The 19,197-nt window shown below is 59.7% G+C and carries 26 protein-coding genes; 6 read left to right on the top strand and 20 right to left on the bottom strand.

Annotated features, from left to right (window positions below; all coding sequences use genetic code 11):
* Positions 1-213: 213 nt before the first annotated feature.
* The 5 genes from J1G33_RS15325 to J1G33_RS15305 form a co-directional block, all read right to left on the bottom strand.
* A complete protein-coding gene (locus J1G33_RS15325; RefSeq protein ID WP_148854601.1) occupies positions 214-507 on the bottom strand; it encodes a hypothetical protein in 294 nt (97 codons plus the stop codon).
* Positions 508-825: 318 nt separating this feature from the next.
* Positions 826-1,437, bottom strand: a complete 612-nt coding sequence (locus tag J1G33_RS15320) for a LysE family transporter (RefSeq protein ID WP_103735132.1) — start codon at positions 1,435-1,437, stop codon at positions 826-828.
* 148 nt (positions 1,438-1,585) lie between these two features.
* Positions 1,586-2,077 carry an arsenate reductase ArsC gene (locus J1G33_RS15315; protein ID WP_032875512.1) on the bottom strand — a complete coding sequence of 164 codons (492 nt, stop codon included), beginning with the start codon at positions 2,075-2,077 and terminating at the stop codon, positions 1,586-1,588.
* Between the two features lie 11 nt (positions 2,078-2,088).
* The gene (locus J1G33_RS15310; RefSeq protein ID WP_103735133.1) at positions 2,089-3,372 is read right to left on the bottom strand and encodes an arsenic transporter; all 1,284 of its coding nucleotides are present in this window, start codon (positions 3,370-3,372) and stop codon (positions 2,089-2,091) included.
* A gap of 19 nt (positions 3,373-3,391) precedes the next feature.
* Positions 3,392-3,748 carry a metalloregulator ArsR/SmtB family transcription factor gene (locus tag J1G33_RS15305; protein ID WP_078821421.1) on the bottom strand — a complete coding sequence of 119 codons (357 nt, stop codon included), beginning with the start codon at positions 3,746-3,748 and terminating at the stop codon, positions 3,392-3,394.
* 175 nt (positions 3,749-3,923) lie between these two features.
* Here J1G33_RS15305 and J1G33_RS15300 point away from each other — a divergent pair, with 175 nt between their 5' ends.
* From J1G33_RS15300 to J1G33_RS15285, 4 genes are all read left to right on the top strand, one after another.
* Complete coding sequence (locus tag J1G33_RS15300) at positions 3,924-4,139, top strand: hypothetical protein (protein WP_005788169.1); 216 nt, start codon at positions 3,924-3,926, stop codon at positions 4,137-4,139.
* A 71-nt stretch (positions 4,140-4,210) separates the two neighbouring features.
* Positions 4,211-4,906, top strand: a complete 696-nt coding sequence (locus J1G33_RS15295; RefSeq protein ID WP_223018344.1) for an AzlC family ABC transporter permease — start codon at positions 4,211-4,213, stop codon at positions 4,904-4,906.
* Positions 4,903-5,214 carry an AzlD domain-containing protein gene (locus J1G33_RS15290; protein WP_005788173.1) on the top strand — a complete coding sequence of 104 codons (312 nt, stop codon included), beginning with the start codon at positions 4,903-4,905 and terminating at the stop codon, positions 5,212-5,214. The genes J1G33_RS15295 and J1G33_RS15290 overlap by 4 nt, the downstream gene beginning before the upstream one ends.
* A 172-nt stretch (positions 5,215-5,386) precedes the next feature.
* Positions 5,387-5,740, top strand: a complete 354-nt coding sequence (locus tag J1G33_RS15285) for a hypothetical protein (protein ID WP_005788175.1) — start codon at positions 5,387-5,389, stop codon at positions 5,738-5,740.
* 148 nt (positions 5,741-5,888) lie between these two features.
* On the opposite strand, the gene J1G33_RS15280 is transcribed toward J1G33_RS15285, so the two are convergent.
* From J1G33_RS15280 to J1G33_RS15230, 11 genes are all read right to left on the bottom strand, one after another.
* Positions 5,889-6,593 (bottom strand): YoaK family protein, encoded by a 705-nt coding sequence (locus J1G33_RS15280; RefSeq protein WP_032875504.1) that lies wholly within the window; start codon positions 6,591-6,593, stop codon positions 5,889-5,891.
* Between the two features lie 69 nt (positions 6,594-6,662).
* Positions 6,663-8,297 carry an ABC-F family ATP-binding cassette domain-containing protein gene (locus J1G33_RS15275; protein WP_223018343.1) on the bottom strand — a complete coding sequence of 545 codons (1,635 nt, stop codon included), beginning with the start codon at positions 8,295-8,297 and terminating at the stop codon, positions 6,663-6,665.
* Positions 8,298-8,421: 124 nt separating this feature from the next.
* Entirely contained in the window at positions 8,422-9,471 is a 1,050-nt protein-coding gene (locus J1G33_RS15270) for a DNA topoisomerase IB (RefSeq protein WP_005788182.1), read from the bottom strand.
* A gap of 74 nt (positions 9,472-9,545) precedes the next feature.
* Positions 9,546-10,625, bottom strand: coding sequence for a molybdenum ABC transporter ATP-binding protein (gene modC / locus J1G33_RS15265; RefSeq protein WP_223018342.1), 1,080 nt, complete (start codon positions 10,623-10,625; stop codon positions 9,546-9,548).
* Positions 10,626-10,631: 6 nt separating this feature from the next.
* Complete coding sequence (modB, locus tag J1G33_RS15260) at positions 10,632-11,312, bottom strand: molybdate ABC transporter permease subunit (protein WP_223018341.1); 681 nt, start codon at positions 11,310-11,312, stop codon at positions 10,632-10,634.
* Positions 11,313-12,062 (bottom strand): molybdate ABC transporter substrate-binding protein, encoded by a 750-nt coding sequence (modA, locus tag J1G33_RS15255; RefSeq protein WP_223018340.1) that lies wholly within the window; start codon positions 12,060-12,062, stop codon positions 11,313-11,315. It lies immediately after the preceding gene.
* 113 nt (positions 12,063-12,175) lie between these two features.
* Positions 12,176-13,240: a nitronate monooxygenase gene (locus J1G33_RS15250; RefSeq protein ID WP_223018339.1), complete on the bottom strand. Its 1,065-nt coding sequence runs from the start codon at positions 13,238-13,240 to the stop codon at positions 12,176-12,178.
* Positions 13,241-13,336: 96 nt separating this feature from the next.
* The gene (gene ada / locus J1G33_RS15245) at positions 13,337-14,386 is read right to left on the bottom strand and encodes a bifunctional DNA-binding transcriptional regulator/O6-methylguanine-DNA methyltransferase Ada (RefSeq protein ID WP_032875492.1); all 1,050 of its coding nucleotides are present in this window, start codon (positions 14,384-14,386) and stop codon (positions 13,337-13,339) included.
* A 75-nt stretch (positions 14,387-14,461) separates the two neighbouring features.
* Positions 14,462-15,127 (bottom strand): DNA oxidative demethylase AlkB, encoded by a 666-nt coding sequence (gene alkB, locus J1G33_RS15240; protein ID WP_032875491.1) that lies wholly within the window; start codon positions 15,125-15,127, stop codon positions 14,462-14,464.
* 3 nt (positions 15,128-15,130) lie between these two features.
* Complete coding sequence (locus J1G33_RS15235; RefSeq protein WP_164699482.1) at positions 15,131-15,298, bottom strand: hypothetical protein; 168 nt, start codon at positions 15,296-15,298, stop codon at positions 15,131-15,133.
* A gap of 25 nt (positions 15,299-15,323) precedes the next feature.
* On the bottom strand, positions 15,324-15,626 hold the full coding sequence (locus tag J1G33_RS15230; RefSeq protein ID WP_003173824.1) for a DUF1883 domain-containing protein: 303 nt from the start codon (positions 15,624-15,626) through the stop codon (positions 15,324-15,326).
* A 213-nt stretch (positions 15,627-15,839) separates the two neighbouring features.
* Here J1G33_RS15230 and J1G33_RS15225 point away from each other — a divergent pair, with 213 nt between their 5' ends.
* Complete coding sequence (locus J1G33_RS15225; protein WP_005788197.1) at positions 15,840-16,190, top strand: hypothetical protein; 351 nt, start codon at positions 15,840-15,842, stop codon at positions 16,188-16,190.
* A gap of 199 nt (positions 16,191-16,389) precedes the next feature.
* Complete coding sequence (locus J1G33_RS15220; RefSeq protein ID WP_032875489.1) at positions 16,390-16,620, top strand: hypothetical protein; 231 nt, start codon at positions 16,390-16,392, stop codon at positions 16,618-16,620.
* A 9-nt stretch (positions 16,621-16,629) separates the two neighbouring features.
* Here the strand turns inward: J1G33_RS15220 and J1G33_RS15215 are convergent, their stop codons facing one another.
* The 4 genes from J1G33_RS15215 to J1G33_RS15200 all read right to left on the bottom strand — a co-directional run bounded on the left by J1G33_RS15215 (position 16,630) and on the right by J1G33_RS15200 (position 19,180).
* A complete protein-coding gene (locus J1G33_RS15215) occupies positions 16,630-16,911 on the bottom strand; it encodes a hypothetical protein (protein ID WP_032875487.1) in 282 nt (93 codons plus the stop codon).
* A gap of 149 nt (positions 16,912-17,060) precedes the next feature.
* Positions 17,061-18,032, bottom strand: a complete 972-nt coding sequence (locus J1G33_RS15210) for a fimbrial protein (RefSeq protein WP_032875484.1) — start codon at positions 18,030-18,032, stop codon at positions 17,061-17,063.
* Positions 18,033-18,149: 117 nt separating this feature from the next.
* Positions 18,150-18,689 carry a fimbrial protein gene (locus J1G33_RS15205; RefSeq protein WP_103735139.1) on the bottom strand — a complete coding sequence of 180 codons (540 nt, stop codon included), beginning with the start codon at positions 18,687-18,689 and terminating at the stop codon, positions 18,150-18,152.
* A gap of 11 nt (positions 18,690-18,700) precedes the next feature.
* Positions 18,701-19,180: a fimbrial protein gene (locus J1G33_RS15200; protein WP_032880956.1), complete on the bottom strand. Its 480-nt coding sequence runs from the start codon at positions 19,178-19,180 to the stop codon at positions 18,701-18,703.
* Positions 19,181-19,197: the final 17 nt, after the last annotated feature.

Raw genomic sequence — 19,197 nt, 5'->3', positions numbered from 1 at the left:
TCTCGACAAAACATACCCGGTACTTACCTGCATACAGGCGAGCGAAAGCATGCCGAGCCGCGGACTTCGCGATCGGTTTAAATAAAGTGTTCAGGTAACTTCTACAATGCCCGCTAACAGCGCATTAATTAACTTGCGCGCAGCGGGCTCCTACTGGACTTGTTCATAAAGAACTCCAGGGCGTCAATAAGAAAGTTGTTGTTTCCAGCCAGGTCAGGCGGCGCGAGCGCTCACGTAAAGACCGAGCATCAAGCTGGCTTGCGCCAGGCGGGAAACCTTGGGTCTCTGTGGGTCTTGAGGGTCGGCGTGATCCCAGTGCTGCACCAGTTGGCCGCTGTCAGGGCAGATACGCCAGTGCGCCAGCGGCGGTACCGGGCGTACTTGGGAGGAGGGTGCAGCAAAGGCCGGGCGGGTTGGCCTGAAGCCCACGGGCTCGCGGCACAGCTTGGCGCGCAAGGCTGCGGCCAGTGTAGGTACATCGGGTAAAGCAATGAGTTGGAAGGTCATAACACACCTCGGGACCGGACACGCGACCGGTGAGGCAGTTACGGTGGAGCATCGAGCTCTAGCGCAGCTTACCGGACCTGGAAGGCGAGTCCTGTCATATTCTGGGTTTGGCGCCCGATGCCCGCAAATGCAGTGCTCGGACAGCGACTAGATACTGTGTCCATTGGCTTCTTTTGTGAGGTTTAAAAAAGGCCCCAGTTGCGGGCACGGGCAATCTACTCAGAGCGTTACAGAATGTCAACGCATGATTAACTAAATTAGTCCGCGTTCAGAGTTTGTTCAGACAAGAGGCATGTGCAAGTGACTGGCCAGATAACTTTATATACCTTGCGCGGCGAGTATCGCCAGATAGATCAATACTAAACCGCACGCCGCATAACTCACGCGTTGCCAGGTCGGTGATGCGTTCTTGCGCAGCAGATTCACCAACGCGGCGGTGAGAAAACACGAGAGCACCGACGCCAGCATGAATCCGGCAAAAAACATCAGGGTCTGCCCCTGGCTGGGGGTTGCGCCGACGATGCCGGACAGGGCGCTGCCCAGGGCGCCCCAGTAGACAATATTCTTCGGGTTGGCCAGGGAGATCGCCGCGCCTACGGCCAACGCATTTTTGCCTGAGCTGGCAGGGACGTTGTCGGTTGCGGGTAACTGCCAGGCATCAATCAGGCTGCGGATGCCCAGCCAGGCCAGGTACAGCGCGCAGAAGATCGTCAGTGGCACTCGCACCGCATCATGCTGAATCAGCAGTGCGATACCGGTGAGGCCGATCACTGCCCAGACTGCATCGCCTACGAGGGAACCAAACTGCACCATCAGGGCCGGTGTGAAACCATGCAGCAAGCCGCGACGCAGGGTCTCTGCCAGCACCGCGCCAGGAGACAGGCAAAACACAAAACCGAATACCAGCGCATAGACAAAGATCGACAGCATGCCCGTGTCCTTTCAGGAAAGTGCGAAAGCATACGTCAGCGCAGGGTTAAGAAACCATGCAGATTTTAATGGTCCACGATCCAAATGTGGGAGGGGGCTTGCCCCCGATAGCAGTGTGTCAGTCAGCTCATCTGTAGCTGACCCTCCGCTATCGGGAGCAAGCCCCCTCCCACATTGAGGCTATACGCTCAAGTTCAACCTTCAATTCATCCGCGCCGAGGCTGGCAAATGGCAGCGCAAAAAACGCCTCGCAGCGAGCGGCAATAATGTCGAGGGTGGCCTTGAATGCAGCGTCTACCTGGGCTTCATCACCCTGCACGTGGGAAGGGTCCTGCAACCCCCAATGCGCCTTCACCGCCGCACCGAAATACACAGGGCAAGCTTCCCCGGCCGCGTTGTCGCACACCGTGATGACCACATCCGGCGGGCTGCCTTCAAAGGCGTCATTGCCCTTGCTGTACAAACCTTCGGTGCTGATGCCGGCTGCCTGCAGCGTGCTCAGGCTGCGGGGCAAAACCTGGCCCTTGGGGAAACTGCCGGAGCTGATCGCTTCGAAGCCCTCAGGCGCCATATGATTGAACATGGCTTCGGACAAAATACTGCGACAACTGTTAGCGGTACACATGAAAAGCACTTTCATTGCAGGCTCCTTTAAACGCTCAGGCGCAAGGCGAGGGCAGCGAGGGTGATCAACAGCACCGGCAAAGTCAGCACGATTCCGACCTTGAAGTAGTAACCCCAAGTGATAGTGATGCCTTTGCGTGCCAGGATATGCAGCCACAGCAAGGTGGCCAAACTGCCTATGGGGGTGATTTTCGGGCCCAGGTCGCTGCCGATCACATTGGCGTAGATCATTGCGTCCTTGACCACGCCCACAGCATGGCTGGACTCGATGGAGAGTGCGCCGATCAGCACCGTCGGCAGGTTATTCATCGCCGATGAGAGCAGCGCCGTCAGCACCCCGGTGCCCATAGCCGCGCCCCACACACCATAGGTGGCGAAAGTGTCGAGCCAGGTGGCCAGGTAGTCGGTCAGGCCGGCGTTACGCAGCCCATACACCACCAGGTACATGCCCAGGGAAAAGATCACGATCTGCCAGGGCGCTTCCTTGAGGACTTTACGTGTGGAAATCTTGTGGCCCTTGGCGGCAATCACCAGCAGCAGTACGGCGCAGACGGCGGAAATCGCACTGATGGGAATGCCCAGAGGTTCCAGGGCGAAACAGCCGATGAGCAGAATACCCAGTACCCACCAACCGGCGCGGAACGTCGCGGGGTCGTGGATGGCACTGGCGGGGTCTTCCAGGTCGGCCGGGTCGTAGGTCTGGGGAATGTCCCGGCGGAAAAACCACAGCAGCACTGCCAGGGTCGCGGCCACGCTGACCAGGTTCACCGGCACCATCACGGCGGCATATTCGTTGAAGCCGATCTTGAAATAATCAGCCGAGACGATGTTTACCAGGTTCGATACCACCAATGGCAGGCTCGCCGTATCGGCGATAAACCCCGCGCCCATGACGAATGCTAGGGTCGCTGCCGGTGAAAAACGCAGGGCCAGCAGCATCGACATCACGATGGGCGTGAGAATCAACGCCGCACCGTCATTGGCAAACAGCGCCGACACCAGCGCACCCAGCAGCACCATATAGGCAAACAACCGCCGTCCGCGGCCACGCCCCCAACGCGCCACATGCAGGGCTGTCCAGGCAAAGAAGCCGGCTTCGTCCAGCAACAGGCTGATGATGATCAGTGCGACGAAGGTACCGGTGGCATTCCAGATGATGTGCCACACCACCGGGATGTCCGCCAGGCTGATCACCCCGCAACCCAGGGCCAGGATCGCGCCCAGGCTGGCACTCCAGCCCACGCCAAGGCCCTTGGGCTGCCAGATGACCAGTACGATGGTGACGAGGAAAATCGCAATTGCGACAAGCATGAATAAACGCTCCGATGGCTCAGCAGCAGGTGCTGGCCCGTTGTGGTCTGTCGCCCATTGCATCCAGACGCAGCGCGTCGTTCTGCAACCATGGCTGGTTGGCTTGCAGGGTGGTGTCCAACACCTGTGTGACCCAGGCGGGCAGTGCCGGGTTGATGCGGTAGTAGATCCATTGCCCTTGACGGCGGTCCAGCAGCAGCCCGCAACTGCGCAGTTGCGCCAGATGACGGGAGATCTTCGGCTGGCTATCGTCCAAGGCATGGATCAGTTCGCATACGCAAAGTTCGCCTTCGCGCAGGATCAATAGGGTCATCCGAGCGCGGGTGGCATCAGCCAGGCACTTGAACAGGGTGGGAGGAGAGAGGAGATCCGACATGATCAGGGTATCCATATATGGTTATTCTAATATACGTATTTCCATATGTTTCGGTCAAATCCTGTTTCAGTTGATGTGGATCAAATGCCCGTGAAACAGCCACAACTGTTTGAAATTAAAATGAAACACAAAGGTCCTACAGTGCCTGCTCATTGCTGATGAAGGAAGAACCCGCGTGACCCGTGCCACTCGCAACCTGCGCAAGACCCTGGATTCCGTCGCGGAAAATAACGAAACCGCGGCGTTCGACCTGATGCGCGCCGTGGAAAAACTCGGTGACGAAGTGCTGCGCCAGCGCCTGCTCAACACCATCCACCGGCTGAACCAGGACGCGTACGAACTGCGTGAAGCGCGGGATTCGGTGGAGCAGGTTTCGGTGAGGCTCGCCTGAGCAAGATCGTTCAAGACAAGCCCCTGATTGCACTGGCATGCTTATCGACTGTCCGTCGATGAGCCGTTTCCATGCCCACTGCATTACCTCATTACGCCTTCACTCGCGGCGCCATCGCCGTTATTCCCTTGTCTCTTGCCTGCGCCCCGTGGGGGTTGCTCGCCGGCTCCATGGCCATCGATGCGCAATTTACCCCGCTGCAAGCCCAAGGCTTGTCTGCCATCGTGTTTGCCGGTGCGGCGCAGTTGGTGGCCATCGGCATGGTCAAGAGCGGTGCCAGCCTGATATCCATCGTACTCACCACTTTGTTACTGACCTCCCAGCATCTGCTCTATGGCATGCACATGCGTCCCACGCTGTCGTCGCTCAATGTCCGGTGGCGCATGAGCCTGGGTTTCCTGCTGACCGATGAATTCTTTGCCCTGGTCAACCACTATGACCGCCAGACCTTCAATCGCTGGTACGCATTGGGCGTCGGCCTGACGTTTTACATCATCTGGAACCTCTTCACCCTGGCCGGCATTGTGTTGGGCAAAAGCATTCCGGGCCTTGATCAGCTGGGGCTGGAGTTTTCCATTGCCGCAACCTTTATCGCCCTGATCACTCCGGTGGTGCGCGATGTGCCGACCGTGGTGTGCCTCGCGATCTCGCTGCTGTGTTCGGTGTGGTTGAGTTATTTGCACTGGGAGTCGGCGGTAGTGGTCTCGGGTGTACTGGGGATGAGCGCAGGTTTTGCCTGCAAGCGATTGGGAGTTGGGCAGCGATGATTTACCTGATGATTGTGGCCATGGGCCTTGTGGTGTTTTTCAACCGCTACCTGTTTATCGAGCCACGTTTGCCGGTGAGGCTTAATCGTGGCGCCCGTGAGTTCCTGGGCTTTGCCGTGCCGGGGATGCTTACGGCGATCTGCGGGCCGATTATTTTCCTGGCAGATCACCGGCTCAACCTGAGCCCGAGCAACCCTTACTTGCTCGCAGGTATCTGCGCCGTGGCCTTGATGTTCTGGACGCGCAGTGTGCTGATCACTGTGCTGTTGAGCATGGCGCTGTTCTATCTGTTTCGCTGGTGGTTCTGACGCCAGGGCAAAAAAAAGCCCGCGGGAGGGCGGGCAGAAGGGAGACTTCCAAAAAATGAGCTTGGCCACTATAGACGGCGGGTTGGCCCGTCACAGTGAAACAAAGTTCATGGGCGCGTCAGTTGGCCGCGGCACAGTGGTAGAGTCACGGTTTTTCCAAGGAAGCACAGGCATGTTCAAGATGGTAATCGGCGCATTGGTACTGGCCGCACTGGCCGGTTGCGCGGGCTCGAAGATGAAAGAGGCGCGTGCAGGCAGCCCCTATAAAACCCTGGCATCGGACAAGGCCACCCTGGTGGTCGCCCAGTGCATTCAGTTCGGCTGGCAGGATGAGCGCGTGTTCGGCGTTGATGCCGGCGGTTTCAAGGAGCCCACCGAGGCAGGTGGCTACACCGTCTACACCACGGCCGGCGACTACTTTGTTGACATACAAAGCACAGGGGCGGGTTCTACCGTCAAATACTATGCCGTGGAGGACAACATGCCAGCCAAACGTCGCCTGGCAGCGCTTGCCACTTGTCTGTAATACCTTGCCTTGACCCGATTCCGAAACGCCTGGCGGGACAGCCGCCGGGCATTGCCTTATGATTCAATCGCTCGCTCGACGTTATGGCTCTTTACCGGTACACGGATGTCGAGGCTTAAACGTCGAGCGAGCACCTCTTTGTTCAGCCTCAACGCGGCATAAAACCCAAGTGCCAGCGCCGCGGAATCATCAATGTCACCAGCCCCAATAACCCCGCCAATGCACCACTGACCCACAGTGCGCGCAGTCCCATTTGCTGCTCCAGCAGTGCGCCGATCACGGCACCGACAAACATTCCGGCCCACGGAATCAATTGCACGCGCCAACCATTGCGACGCTCGCCCATTACCCAGCGCCCCAGCCCGCGACCAAAGCGTGAGAGCGCCCCGGTGACGTAAGTGAGCCCCACGGGTAATCCGTTCACTTCTTCGACCGCCGCGTTGAGCATGCCCATGGCAATAATTGCCGCGAGCAACGCGGGCAAGGTGTCGGTCGCCGGCAACAGCGCCGCGCCGCAGAGCAAGGCGCCGATGCACAGCAACAACGGCAGTGCGTGGCGCTTGCTGAAACGGCTGACCACCACACCCAAGGCATTACCGACCACAAAGGTGGCAACCAGCAACACCAGACGCCCGGTGAGCCCCAGGTCACCCGCGCTGATGGCCACCGCCAGGCGCGTGGTGTTGCCGCTCATGAACGAGACGAAATCGCCGCTGGCCATAAAGCCAATGGCATCGGTCATGCCCGCCAGCACCGACAGGCAGGCCACCAGCATCAAGCCCACGCGGCCACGCCAGCGCTGGCGATGGGCGAGCGTGGCATTGGTGTAAGGCTTGCGGGACGAAGGCAGCATGGGGCTGGGTTCCACGATGAGATTATTCGGCCACTACCGTAGGACGCTTTGCGTGTATGCGCAATGACTTCAGGCACGTTCCAGTTGCCAGCCTGTGGGGTGCCAGGTCAGATGATGAGTCGGCTCGATCGCCTGCAAGAATGCAGGGTCGTGTGACACGGCCAGCATCGCGCCGGTAAATCCCTTCAAGGCCTGCTCAAAGGCAAGCACCGACTCCAGGTCCAAGTGGTTGGTGGGTTCATCCAGGAGCAACAATTGCGCTGGTGTATCACGCCACAAGGCAACGGCCATGGCGGCTTTCAAGCGCTCGCCACCGCTGAGTTGCCCGGTCGGCCGCGTGACCCGCGAAGCATCCAGCTGCAGCAGCGCCAGGCGCGTGCGCAGTTCGGCTTCGGCCAACGGCGTGTCGAGCAGGTTGAGCTGCTCGACAACGCTGCACCGGTCATCCAGCAACGCCAACTGCTGATCGATATAAGCGCTGGGCACCGCCACTGTGCACCCGCCACTGATCGCCTGCCACTGGCCTGCGAGTAATTTGAGCAGGGTGGATTTACCGCAACCGTTCGGCCCGCGTACGGCAACGCGTGCGGCCCCCGACAGGCTGATCGTCAGGTAGGTGCCCGACGCCTTGGGGTCGAGCCAGGGCAATTGCGCACGTTCCAGAGTCAGGACCTGCCGGCCGTTGGGTACTGCCGAGCCTGGCAAGGCGAGCAGGGTCGGCGTCTCATCCACTACGCGCGCGTAGGCTTGGCGCACCTGGGCGTCGAGTTGGTGTTTGTGATCGTGGTGGGCACTGCGCACCGTGCTGACGACTTCCTTGGCTGCGCTTTTCCAGCGGGCCTTGGTAAAACGGTCGACGTTGGCGGTCTCGGCCTGCTTGCGTGAGCGCGCAGCATGGCGCTGGAGGCTGTCATGGTCTTTTTGCAAGCGCCGACGCTCACGGCTACGTTCCTGGCGCGCATGTTCCCATGCGGCGATAGCGGCGTGCTGTTGGGTATCGCGTTGCTGTCGATAGGCAGCGTAGTTGCCGCCATACACCTGAACGCCAAGGGGCGATAATTCGATGATGCGCGCCATGGTGTCGAGTAATTGGCGGTCATGGCTGACCACCACCAGGCCGCCGCGCCAATCAGCCAGTTCGCGCAACAGCCACTCGCGCCCGGCGCTGTCGAGGTGGTTGCTGGGTTCGTCCAGAATCAACAACTGCGGCGCCGCCAACAGCGCTCCGATCAGCGCGACCCTGGCCAGTTGGCCGCCGCTGAGTCGGTCGGCCTGGGTGTCGGCGGTGAGTGTTGGCAAGCCTGCGGCATCCAATGCCAGGCGTAGGCGCTCTGCGAGGTCCCAGCGATCATCGATCAGTTCCAGATCGCCCTGGCGGCCGTCGCCGCGTGCCATACGCTCCAGGGCGGCCAGGGCAGGGGCGGTGCCGGTGATATGGGCGACAGTTTCTCCCGCTTGAATCGTCAACGCCTGGGGCACATAGATCAGGCTGAGTGGTCTTTTCAATGTGCCTGAAGACGGTTGCAGGATGCCGGCCATCAACTTCGCCAGGATACTTTTGCCACGGCCATTGCGCCCGACGATGCCGGTGTGGGTGCGATCAATGGACAGGTTCACGTCCTCCAGCAAGGTTTCGCCATTGGCGAACTGGAAAGACACATGTTGCAGGGAAACAAGAACGGGCAGCCGGTTGACGTCAGTCATCAGCACCTCCAAAAAAATGTCGAACAGGCCAACAAGCGCGCCAGGCGGCTCGTTGCGGATACATTCTGGAAGGCTTAGTTGTTCACGTCGGCGCTCGTCCCGTAAATCAGAAGGGGCGCAAAGGCTAACCCACCTTGGCTTTGTGCGGCAAGTCTTCGGCCAGCTTCTCCAGGAACATCGCCAGGGCGACTTCCTCGGCTTTCAGACCCTTGCGCACTCGTGGCTTGGGCAGTTTGGACAGTTCGCCGAGGCTGAAATGCTCAAGCACCGCGGGGTGGATGTAGCACTTGCGGCACACGGCGGGCGTGTTGCCCAACTGCCTGGCCACGTCCTTGACCATTCCTACCACGTGCCGCTTGGCGTCTGACTCCGGCTGCCACGCCAACTCGCGCAACACCGCCAATGCCATCGCCGTGCCCGCCCAGGTGCGGTAGTCCTTGGCGGTGAAGTCTTCGCCGGTGAGTTCGTGCAGGTAAGCGTTGACGTCATGGGAACTGACGGTGTGGCGTTCACCGTCTTCGTCCAGGTACTGGAACAGGTTCTGCCCGGGCAATTCCATGCAGCGCTTGACCACGCGGGCCAGGCGTCGGTCCTTGACGCTCACTTGGTGCTCGACACCGCTTTTGCCGCGAAACTGAAACTGGATTTCGCTGCCCTTGATGTCCACATGGCGATTGCGCAGGGTGGTCAGGCCGTAGGATTTATTCTCGCGGGCGTATTGGGTATTGCCGACGCGGATCAGCGTGGCGTCCAGCAACGTCACCACCGTGGCCAGCACCTTTTCGCGGGTAAAGCCGGGCTCGGCGATTTGGGCTTCCAGCTGTTTGCGCAATTTTGGCAAGGCGCTGCCGAATGCCTGCAACCGCGAATACTTGTCGCTGTCACGCACTTCGCGCCAGCGTGGGTGGTAACGGTATTGCTTGCGGCCACGGGCGTCGCGGCCGGTGGCTTGCAGATGGCCGCGCGGGTCGGCGCAGATCCACACATCGGTGTAGGCGGGCGGTACCGCCAGCGCGTTCAGACGTTTTATTTCATCAGCATCGGTAATGCGCTGGCCTTTTGCGTCCAGGTATTGAAACTTGCCCCGCAGCTTTTTACGGCGGATTCCAGGCTGGGTGTCATCCACATAATGCAGGTCACGGGGCAGGTCGGCGGGCAACGAAGAGTCGGGCATGGTGCGGGTTCCTTGGCAACAAATCAGGCCGGTATGTCTGATTGACCGCAGCGTTTTGCGGTCGTGCCAATTGCTTAAGCCAGCACCGCCACCGCCTTGATTTGCGCCCACAGCACCTGGCCCGGATGCAGTTGCAGCTGGTCGCGGGAGAAACGCGTGATACGTGCCAGCAATGGTGTGCCGCCGGCATCCAGGCGTACCAGGACATGGGCGCTGTTATCCGCCCCCATGTCCTGGATGACGGTCACGGGCAAACGATTGAGGATGCTGCTGTGTTCGTCCGCTTGCAGGTTGAGGCTCACATCCCGTGCCTGGATCTTGACCCGCAACGGTTTACCCACCGCCACCGGCGCATGGGCCACGCGAATCTGCAATAGGCAGTCAGGCAGTTGCAGGGTGAGCAACTGATAGTGCGCGTCGTAGGCAATGACGCTGCCGGCGATCACCACGCCGGCATCGTCGCCCAGGGCCAGGGGCAAATCGAGGCGCGCCAGGGTTTCGCCGATGGGGCCGCTGGCCAGGGCCTTGCCGTCGCTGAGCAGGACGATATGGTCGGCCAGGCGCGCGACTTCATCCTGGGCATGGCTGACGTAGAGCACCGGGATATCCAGCTCGTCGTGCAGGCGCTCCAGGTACGGCAGGATCTCGTTCTTGCGTTTGCTGTCCAAGGCGGCCAGCGGTTCATCCATCAGTAACAGCCTGGGGCTGGTGAGCAAGGCCCTGGCGATACCGATGCGCTGACGCTCGCCCCCGGACAGGTGTTGTGGGTGACGCTCAAGCAGGTGACCGATGCCCAGCAGCTCGGTGGCCTGGGCCATATCCACACGCCGTTGCGCGCGCGGGATGCGCTTGAGGCCGAACTCCAGATTGGCCCGCACCGACAGGTGAGCAAACAGGCTTGCCTCTTGGAATACATACCCCAAGGCACGTTTATGCGGTGGTACGAACAGCCCGTTGCGGCTGTCTTGCCAGACCTCATCATTGATCTGTACAAAACCCTCCTCGGCGCGCTCCAAGCCGGCGATACAGCGCAGGCAAGTGGTCTTGCCGGAGCCGGACTGCCCATATAACGCGGTCACCCCACGCCCCGGCAATTGCAGGTCCACGTCCAGCGCGAAGGCGGAATATTTCAAGTTCAGACGTATATCAATCATCCACGATCAGCTCCAGCCCATCCCGGTTTTGCGGCTGGAGTACAACGCCAGCAATACGAGGAACGCGAACACCACCATGGCGCCGGCCAACCAATGGGCCTGGGCATATTCCATGGCTTCGACGTGGTCGTATATTTGCACCGAGACTACTCGGGTCTTGTCCGGGATATTGCCGCCGATCATCAACACCACGCCGAACTCGCCGACGGTATGGGCAAAGCCGAGGATCGACGCGGTGATAAAACCCGGACGTGCCAGGGGCAGGATCACTGTAAAAAACGTGTCCCACGGATTGGCGCGCAAGGTCGCGGCTACTTCCAATGGGCGTGTGCCGATGGCGGAAAAGGCGTTCTGCAACGGCTGCACCACGAACGGCATGGAATAGATCACCGAGCCGATCACCAGCCCGGCAAAACTGAATGTAAGCGTGCCCAGGCCCAGCCATTGGGTGAACTGGCCGAAGTAACCGTTGGGGCCCATCGTCAACAGCAAGTAGAAACCGATGACCGTTGGCGGCAGCACCAACGGTAATGCGACCACTGCGCCGATGGGGCCGCGCCACCATGAGGTGGTGCGCGACAGCCACAGGGCTATCGGAGTGCCGATGATCAACAGGATCACAGTAGTCAGTGACGCCAGTTTGATGGTCAACCAGATCGCGGAAAAGTCAGCACTCGACAGGGGCATTTACAGCTCGTAGCCGTGGGATTTGATGATGGCAGCGGCTTTCGGGCCTTTCAGGTACTCAACCAGCGCCTTGGCAGCGGCGCTGTCCTTGCCTTTGTTGAGGATCACGGCGTCCTGTTTGATCGGGTCATGCATCGATGCCGGAACAATCCACGCCGAACCGCTGGTGACTTTGCCGTCTTTATAGATCTGCGACAAGGCGACAAAGCCCAGCTCGGCATTCCCGGTGGACACGAACTGATAGGCCTGGGTGATGTTCTGGCCTTCGACGAGCTTGTCCTTGACCTTCGCGGTCAAACCTTGCTTGGCCAGTACCTGGGTGGCGGCCAGGCCATAGGGCGCGGCTTTGGGGTTGGCGATGGACAGGTGCTTGAATTGATTGTGCTTGAGCACTTCACCTTTGGCGTCCACGTAGCCTGCTGTTGCCGACCACAGCGCAAGGGTGCCGACGGCGTAGGTAAAGCGCGACCCCTTGACCGTCTGGCCTTCGCTTTCGAGCTTCTGCGGGGTAGTGTCATCGGCGCTGAGGAACACCTCGAACGGCGCGCCGTTCTTGATCTGGGTGTAGAACTGCCCGGTAGCACCGTAAGCCGCGACCAGTTTATGACCAGTGTCTTTCTCGAAGTCGACGGCAATTGCCTGGATCGGCGCGGTGAAGTTGGCGGCCACGGCCACCTGCACTTCATCGGCATGGGCCGAACCCAGCACGAACACGGCAAGCAGGGGGGCCAGGCGCGAGATACGGTTCATCGTGAAGCGACTCCTTGGGCTGTACGGGGCGTTCAGGTAGAAGGCTCTACCGCTATGTATGGGAATATATAGCGGTTGGCCATTGCCGGTACAGTGCAAAGTTGCCGCTGATGTCAGTGGCGCGCGAGTCCGGTCAATGCCTGCTCGGACAATTGACGCGTCAGGTCATAAGTGGACAGGTCTTTGCCAAGCCCCAGTGCCTGGCCCGCCCACAGGTTGCTGAAACCTGCTTCATCCTTGGCCTTGAGCGGCATTAACGCACCTCCGGCTTTGGGGAATGCCGGGGCGCTCGGGTTGATCGGGCCGAGCTCCCGCATCACGCGGTTGACGATGCCCCGCGCCGGGCGGCCGGTGAAGAGGTTGGTCAGTGCCGTCTCACTGGCCTGGGCATGGCGCAGCGCGTGGTGGTGAGAGGCGGTGATGCTGGCTTCGGGCGTGAACAGGTACGCCGTGCCGATCTGGACTGCCGAGGCGCCCAGGGCAAGGGCCGCGACGATGCCACGCGCATCACCGATGCCGCCTGCGGCAATCACCGGCACGCTGACCGCGTCGACCACTTGCGGCACCAGTGCCATCAACCCGATCTGGCTGTTCAGGTCATCGCTGACGAATAGGCCACGGTGCCCACCGGCTTCAATGCCCATGGCAATAATTGCGTCGCAGCCGTGTTTTTCCAGCCAGATTGCTTCCTCAACGGTGGTGGCCGATGACAGCACTTTGGCGCCCGTGGCTTTTACCCGATCGAGCAAGGACTTTTCCGGCAGACCAAAATGAAAGCTCACGACTTCCGGGCGCAGTTGTTCCACCAACTGGCACGCCGCGTCGTTGAACGGTGCGCGATTGGACACGGGGGTGGGCGCATCAAAATCGGCACCAAGTTCGTGATAGTAGGGTTGCAGCACATCCTTCCAATGGCGGTCACGCTCTTCATCGGCCACAGGCGGCTGATGGCAGAAGAAGTTCAGATTCAACGGCCGTGTACTGGCCTGGCGGATGACAGTGACCGCTTCACGCAGTTGCTCGATACTCAGCGCTGCGGCAGGCATGGAACCCAGCGCCCCCGCGCGTTGGGCAGCGATGACCATGGCGGTGGTCGTCGCGCCGGCCATTGGCGCCTGGATGATCGGCACGTCGATGCCCAGCAGGTCGAGAATACGGGTGTCTGGCCAGGTGCTCATGGGATGCGTCTCCAGCGTTAGTAGGGCATTTCGCTGTTTTAGCAGGGCCGTTGGCTCCGGGCCACTCTGTTTTATTCACTGGACGAGAATGGCATTTTATGAAGAGGGGGTTTCGCGCTTCAGCAGCTCACGTTTGCGCTCCACCCCCCAGCGGTACCCCGACAGTTCGCCATTGCTGCGTACCACACGATGACAGGGAATCGCCACCGCCAGGTGGTTGGCACCACAGGCCTGGGCCACGGCGCGAAAGGCGGTGGGCGCACCGATGTGCTCGGCTATCTGGGCATAGCTGGCGGTACTTCCTACCGGGATTTCGCGCAATGCCTGCCATACCCGTTCCTGAAAGGCAGTGCCGCGCAGGTCCAGAGGCAGATCCAGGCCCAGGGCAGGGGCTTCGACAAAGCCCACCACCTGGGCGACCAGTTGTTCGAAATCCTGATCCGCGCCAACCAACTCTGCCTTGGGAAACTGATCTTGCAGGTCGCGCACCAGTTTATCCGGATCATCCCCGAGCAAAATCGCACACACGCCACGCTGACTCTGCGCCACCAGAATTGCGCCCAGCGAGCATTGGCCAACGGCAAAGCGAATGGTGTTATTGACGCCGCCGCCTTTGTAGTCCTTGGGTTTCATGCCGAGTAGCTGGTCAGCCGCTTCATAAAAACGGCTGTTGGCGTTAAAGCCTGCGTCATACAGGGCGTCTGTCACCGACTGCTGCCCCTTGAGGCCGTCGCGGACCTTGCGTGAGCGCAGGGCGCTGGCGTAGCGCTTGGGGGTCAAGCCGGTGCCGGCCTTGAACACACGGTGGAAGTGGAACGGGCTCAACCCGGCCTGGCTTGCCAGTACATCCAGGCTCGGGGGCGTTTCAGCCTGTTCGATCAGCCGGCAGGCGTCGGCGACTAACTGCGCATGGTAAGCCGCCAGTTGAGTCTGATCGCCCGTAGCGCGTTTGCTGGCACGATAACCCGCGGCTTCGGCCTGGGCCGGTGTGTCGAAGAACTCGATATTCTCAGGGCGTGGCAAACGCGAAGCACTGCTGGGGCGGCAATACACGCCCGTGGTTTTCACGCCGTAGACAAACAGGGCATCTGCCTTGGCATCGCGGGCAATGATGGCGGCCCAGCGCGGATCGTGTTCGTTGTTCATGGCCTGCACTCCAGACGGTTCAGGGGCAGATTAAGCGGGTCGCCCACCGGTAAAACTCCGAAGCTTGCGGTCAAATTAGCCGGCGGTGCGAAAGGTCAGGTTGATGCGCTGTGCCCCCATGACCGGATGCTCGCCGGCCTTGATCGGCATCACCCCATGAAAGCGCAGGCGATCAACCCCGCCCCACACCACCACATCGCCATGGAACAGCGAGACTTTTTGCGTTTTGTCACTGCGCTCATGGCCGCCGAACAGGAAAATCGCCGGCAGGCCAAGGGACACCGAGACCACCGGCGCGCTGTAGCTGCGCTCGTTCTTGTCCTGGTGCAGAGACATCTTTGCCCCAGGCACGTAACGGTTGATCAGGCAGGCGTCAGGCAGAAAGTCGCGGAAGCCGGCCTCGGTTGCCGCCGCCATGGCCAGTTGGCGCAACGCATCCGGCATGGCCGGCCAGGGTTGCTGGTTGCGCGGGTCGAGTGGGCTGTAGCGATAGCCGCGGGTATCGGTGGTCCAGCCCAGTTCGCCGCAACTGCTCAGCGCTGCCGACATGGTAAAGCCACCGGGCGTGACCATTTGCCGAAAGGGGGACTGGGCCAGCACGCGCCGCAACTCAGGTAGCAGCCGCTCAATCCAGGGCAGGGCATAGCCCCTTAGAACGTAGGACTCTTCACCGATCTGCTCGCGCCCGGCAGGTTGTTGCAGGGCATCATCGGCGAACAAATCGGCAGTAGGGCCCGGCATGACTTACAGCGCCTTGCTCACGGTGATGTCGGTAATTACGTCGCTGGCATCGTGACTTTCCGCCAGGGCTTGCTTGGCTTCTTCGACGCTGTTGCTTTGCAACTGGGCAAATTCGAAGCGGCGTTCGCCGTTGAGCTTGTACTTGATGACGTATTTGGTCGTAGGGGTCACTGCTTTTTTCCTGTCAGTTGCTGGTTCAGCTCAGCTTGGTGCTGGTGCGGCGAACGATGCGGATCTTGTGGGACAGCGCAGGCTTGCGGGTCACGCTGATGGCGCGACGGGTCACCACATCAAGGGTGATGTTCCAGAAGCCGGTGCTGGGTGCAGTGATCTTGGCCGGGAATTTATCGAATGCACCGCCGTGGTAGGTATGGCGCCCGCCATTTTTGAAGCTGCGAAAGTTCGCATCGCTCATCAAGCGGATGTTGCAGGTCTGTGAGCATTCGATAACGACAATGTCTCCCTCGTTGAGGTGCTCACGCTGGTGAATGAATTTCATGCGGGTGTCTCCAGAAGGGCTTTTTCTGAAAAATCAGAACGATACGTAGGTTAAGATGGAGTTTATCAGCCCCAGCGCGTTTATTATCGGGCCGTCGTCGACGACTTCGACAATTAAAAACAGTTATTTACCGTGTTATCAGAGATAAATCCTACGTTGCTGGGAGAAATTTACCATCCCCGCTGTCGTAGGGTCTTTATCGGAGGTTTTAGTATGAAGTGGAGTGTGTTGGTGCTGGCCTTGGCAATTGCTGGGTGTGCTTCGGTTGCAGATATCAAGCAGACCCCGCCAACGTTGGTGGTCATCTCAGGGAAGAAACCGCAGGAATATGCGGCGTGTGTTGTGCGCAAACTGGAGGCGACCCGTCGGCCGCCACAGATCGAACCCCATAAAGACGGTATCCAGGTCATCGTGCCGCAGAAGTTTTCGGCGGACCCTTCTGCGATCTTCGAAATCGAAGACCGCTCCAGTGGTAGCAGTATCAAGCTCTATGAAAGCATGTCCAACGTGCCGATCCGGCCGGGCGACGTGAAGAAAGCTGGGGAAGAGTGCATTTCCGGCTGAGTCTGGTTGCGCTGGCAAGGCGTCTCACCCTACGCACTGAATCCGATAAAAAGCCCCGATCCTGCAGGATTGGGGCTTTTTTTGCCTATGTGTCCGTGCTGATCGGGCAGGGCATCCGTTAAACTATCGTGCATTCACTATAAAGATGCCGCTCAAACCTTGGGTTCGAGCGGCATTTGTTCTTTCTGGAAAGCCCGTTATGAAACGAGAACACGTCAAAGCCCGTCAGGCCGAAGGTCAGATTTCGGCGACCCATGTCATCCAGAACCCCGCCGATCTGGGCGAGTGGATCGTATTCTTCAAGAAAAGCGGCGGCCGCAGTTACTTCCTGGTAGACGATCAGGACGAGGTCGAATCATTTGCACGCCTGGATGACCTCATCGAAATCTTGCGCGGCCTGGGTATCAAGTTTGCCGAAGTGCATCTGTAGCCCGGCGGTTTACTTGCACACCACCACCACACTGCGGCCCTTGAAATTGCCTACGTCCTGGCCCAGGGTCTTGTCGCTGTCCTTGAGGGCTGGCGTGCCGTTGGTGCCGACGATGCGGTAACCGGTGCCGGCACAAGAGGCGTCAGCTTTCTCGTAGCAACTGGCCCATGAGTTGGCCTCGCCCGAGCAGTCGATAGTCAAGCCTTGTTCGCCATTTTTCAGCAAAGTGTCGGAAGCGGTCGTGCAGCCGGCAAGTGCTAGTACCGCAGTCAGTGCCAGGATTTTTTTCATAAAAGGTCTTCGTCGAGAGGGTAGAGGGCGCTGACACTATCGTGGGGCGTTGGCGCGGATTATAGCGAACTGCCACCTGGTGTGCAGTCGCCGTTGCAAGTACTGCGCTTGCGCACCTTTGGTTAGCGTAAGTCAGCTGTTGGTGGCCGTCAGGGCACTCCCATCACCAGCACGCCGCTCCCGCTGATTGCCCCAGCTGCAGGGAGCGAGCCCGCTTGTCCCACCAGCGAAAACGTCACATCATCGCCTCCTACACTGTTGGTAATTTGGGTCAGGAATGAACCGTTGACTCGAACCGCAGAGCCTGCACGTACAAGGGCGGTACCTACGTTGGGGTTGGTCATTGTCAGGAGCCGATTATCAAACGACGACGGGATGCCTTTGTAGGTGATGGTTATCGGCGTGGTAATTCCGCTATTCGGGCATGAGTAGCTTAGCCTGCGGTTGGTGCGAATGGGCGTGGTCAGTGGATCGCTGCCGATCGCCCGCTGGTTTACGTCGCCGAAGTTGATCTCGATCGGGTTGTTATTGTTGATCGTGCAAGTCGATGGGGAGACGCCGAAGTTGTTCGCGGCGGTGTACGTGAGTACGAGCCTCGTAGTTCCCGAACTGTAATTGTTCGTTTGGTAGAGATTCAGCATGCCCAGGACATCCCCTCTTTGAACCTCGATAGGGTTGCTCGGATCGTTTCGCAGCAAGATATAGGGGGCCACACTGATGGGATACGCCGCACCGTTATTAGGCATGGTCGCGATCCGGATGTTAAACGGCACTGGAGTGTTATAAAACGCGCCGTTTATGCGTAAGCCGGTACCTTGGTTGGAAAATTTCGGACCGGGCACCCAGGGAGGGCCGGCTGGCGCCGCTGTTCCCCAAAAGTCTATGCGCGTAGGGTGAGCAGCCCAGAAGGTAAATCGGCAGTCCAGCCACGCGCCTTCAAGAATGATACGGGTGCTGTCCGAGCCGAGACTAACGTTGACGGGGACCTGCAGGTTAAGAATTCCGCCGTCGCCTACGTATTGCCATGGTCCGCCATTAACGCGGCAATCCGCTGCTCGCACGGTCGTGGTGACACTACTCAGCAGCACGAGAAGCACTATAGCTCCATAGAGTTGTTTCATTTTTGATCTCTCATTGCTCCTCTGTCCGCAGGTCGCTGCGCAGGTATACAGCCCCGTGCTGAAACCGTCCGGAAGAGAGTTAAGGGTTTGTCCATGCCGTTCTCTGCCGAGGAGCGGCTACGGATAGTCCAACGTAAAAGTAGAGGTCACCCTGTACACGCCTTGCCCGATGGTCTGGTCACTGATGGCCTGCGGCTCGCCCTGCACAAAGGCTTTAAGCGCGATCACATTGCTGCCGTCACTCAACACCTGCGCATCACTGACGGTGTTCAACGGCAGTGGCTTGTTGCTCGGCGTCTCTATGCCAACCCCGATACCCGAGGCGCCACTTCCTGCGTCCAGCGCGAGCATTCCGGGCAGCGCGGCATTTTCCCTGCCGCCAAACGTGATGGTGACGGTGGAGCCAACCGTGGTGTCGCAGTTCTCCAGGTGCAGCCTGAAATCTTTGCCCTGTGAGCGTGTGTTGATATAGAGGTGTTTGCTGGTGACGTCCCAGAGTTCCAACGTGACGGCATCGTCACCAGGACGCAGCGTGCAAGCCTCCTGAACCAGGTTGCCCTTGAAGCTCAGATTGTCCGCTGCTTGTCCCTCGCCGATCAGGCCCAGGGCCAGTATCAGCGCAGTAGACGGCCAAGCTGTATGGCGCTTGTGTCCCATTGATTCGACTCCTACTGGTATTCGGCCAACAGCGTGGCCACCGCCGTAAACCTTGCGGGCGCCAGGGTTGCCCCCGGCTGTTTGACCGGTACCACTTCCAGTACGGGCGGTGACGACAGGATGATGTCCAGGGGTGTGTTGAGTGGAAACGGCTGGTTATTCTGGAAAACCCGAATGCCCAGCTCCGGCACGCTGGTCTGTACGGCTGAACCGTCAAACGATGTGGCGGTACCGTTGACGCTCAACTTCAGCTCCCATGGCAGGGTGTCGGTGCCACAGCTAATGGTGTAGCCGACGCCCTGGCGGTACCTCACACCGTCGACGCGCTTTATCCCGACGTCACCAAAATCGACTTCAATCGTGTTGCCGGCATCGATGGTGCAAGGCGGCGGCTCATTCAGCGTGCCGCTGAAAGTCAGGTTGGCTGATGCACCACTGCAAAGGCCGATGGAACACAAGGCGAGCAGCGCTCTCTGCGGCCAAAGGGTCATGGCTCGGTTCTCTTTAT

This window comes from Pseudomonas sp. P867 (assembly GCF_019891455.1).
Taxonomy (GTDB): Bacteria; Pseudomonadota; Gammaproteobacteria; order Pseudomonadales; family Pseudomonadaceae; genus Aquipseudomonas; species Aquipseudomonas synxantha_A.
This window is presented reverse-complemented; position numbering and strand designations above follow the sequence as displayed.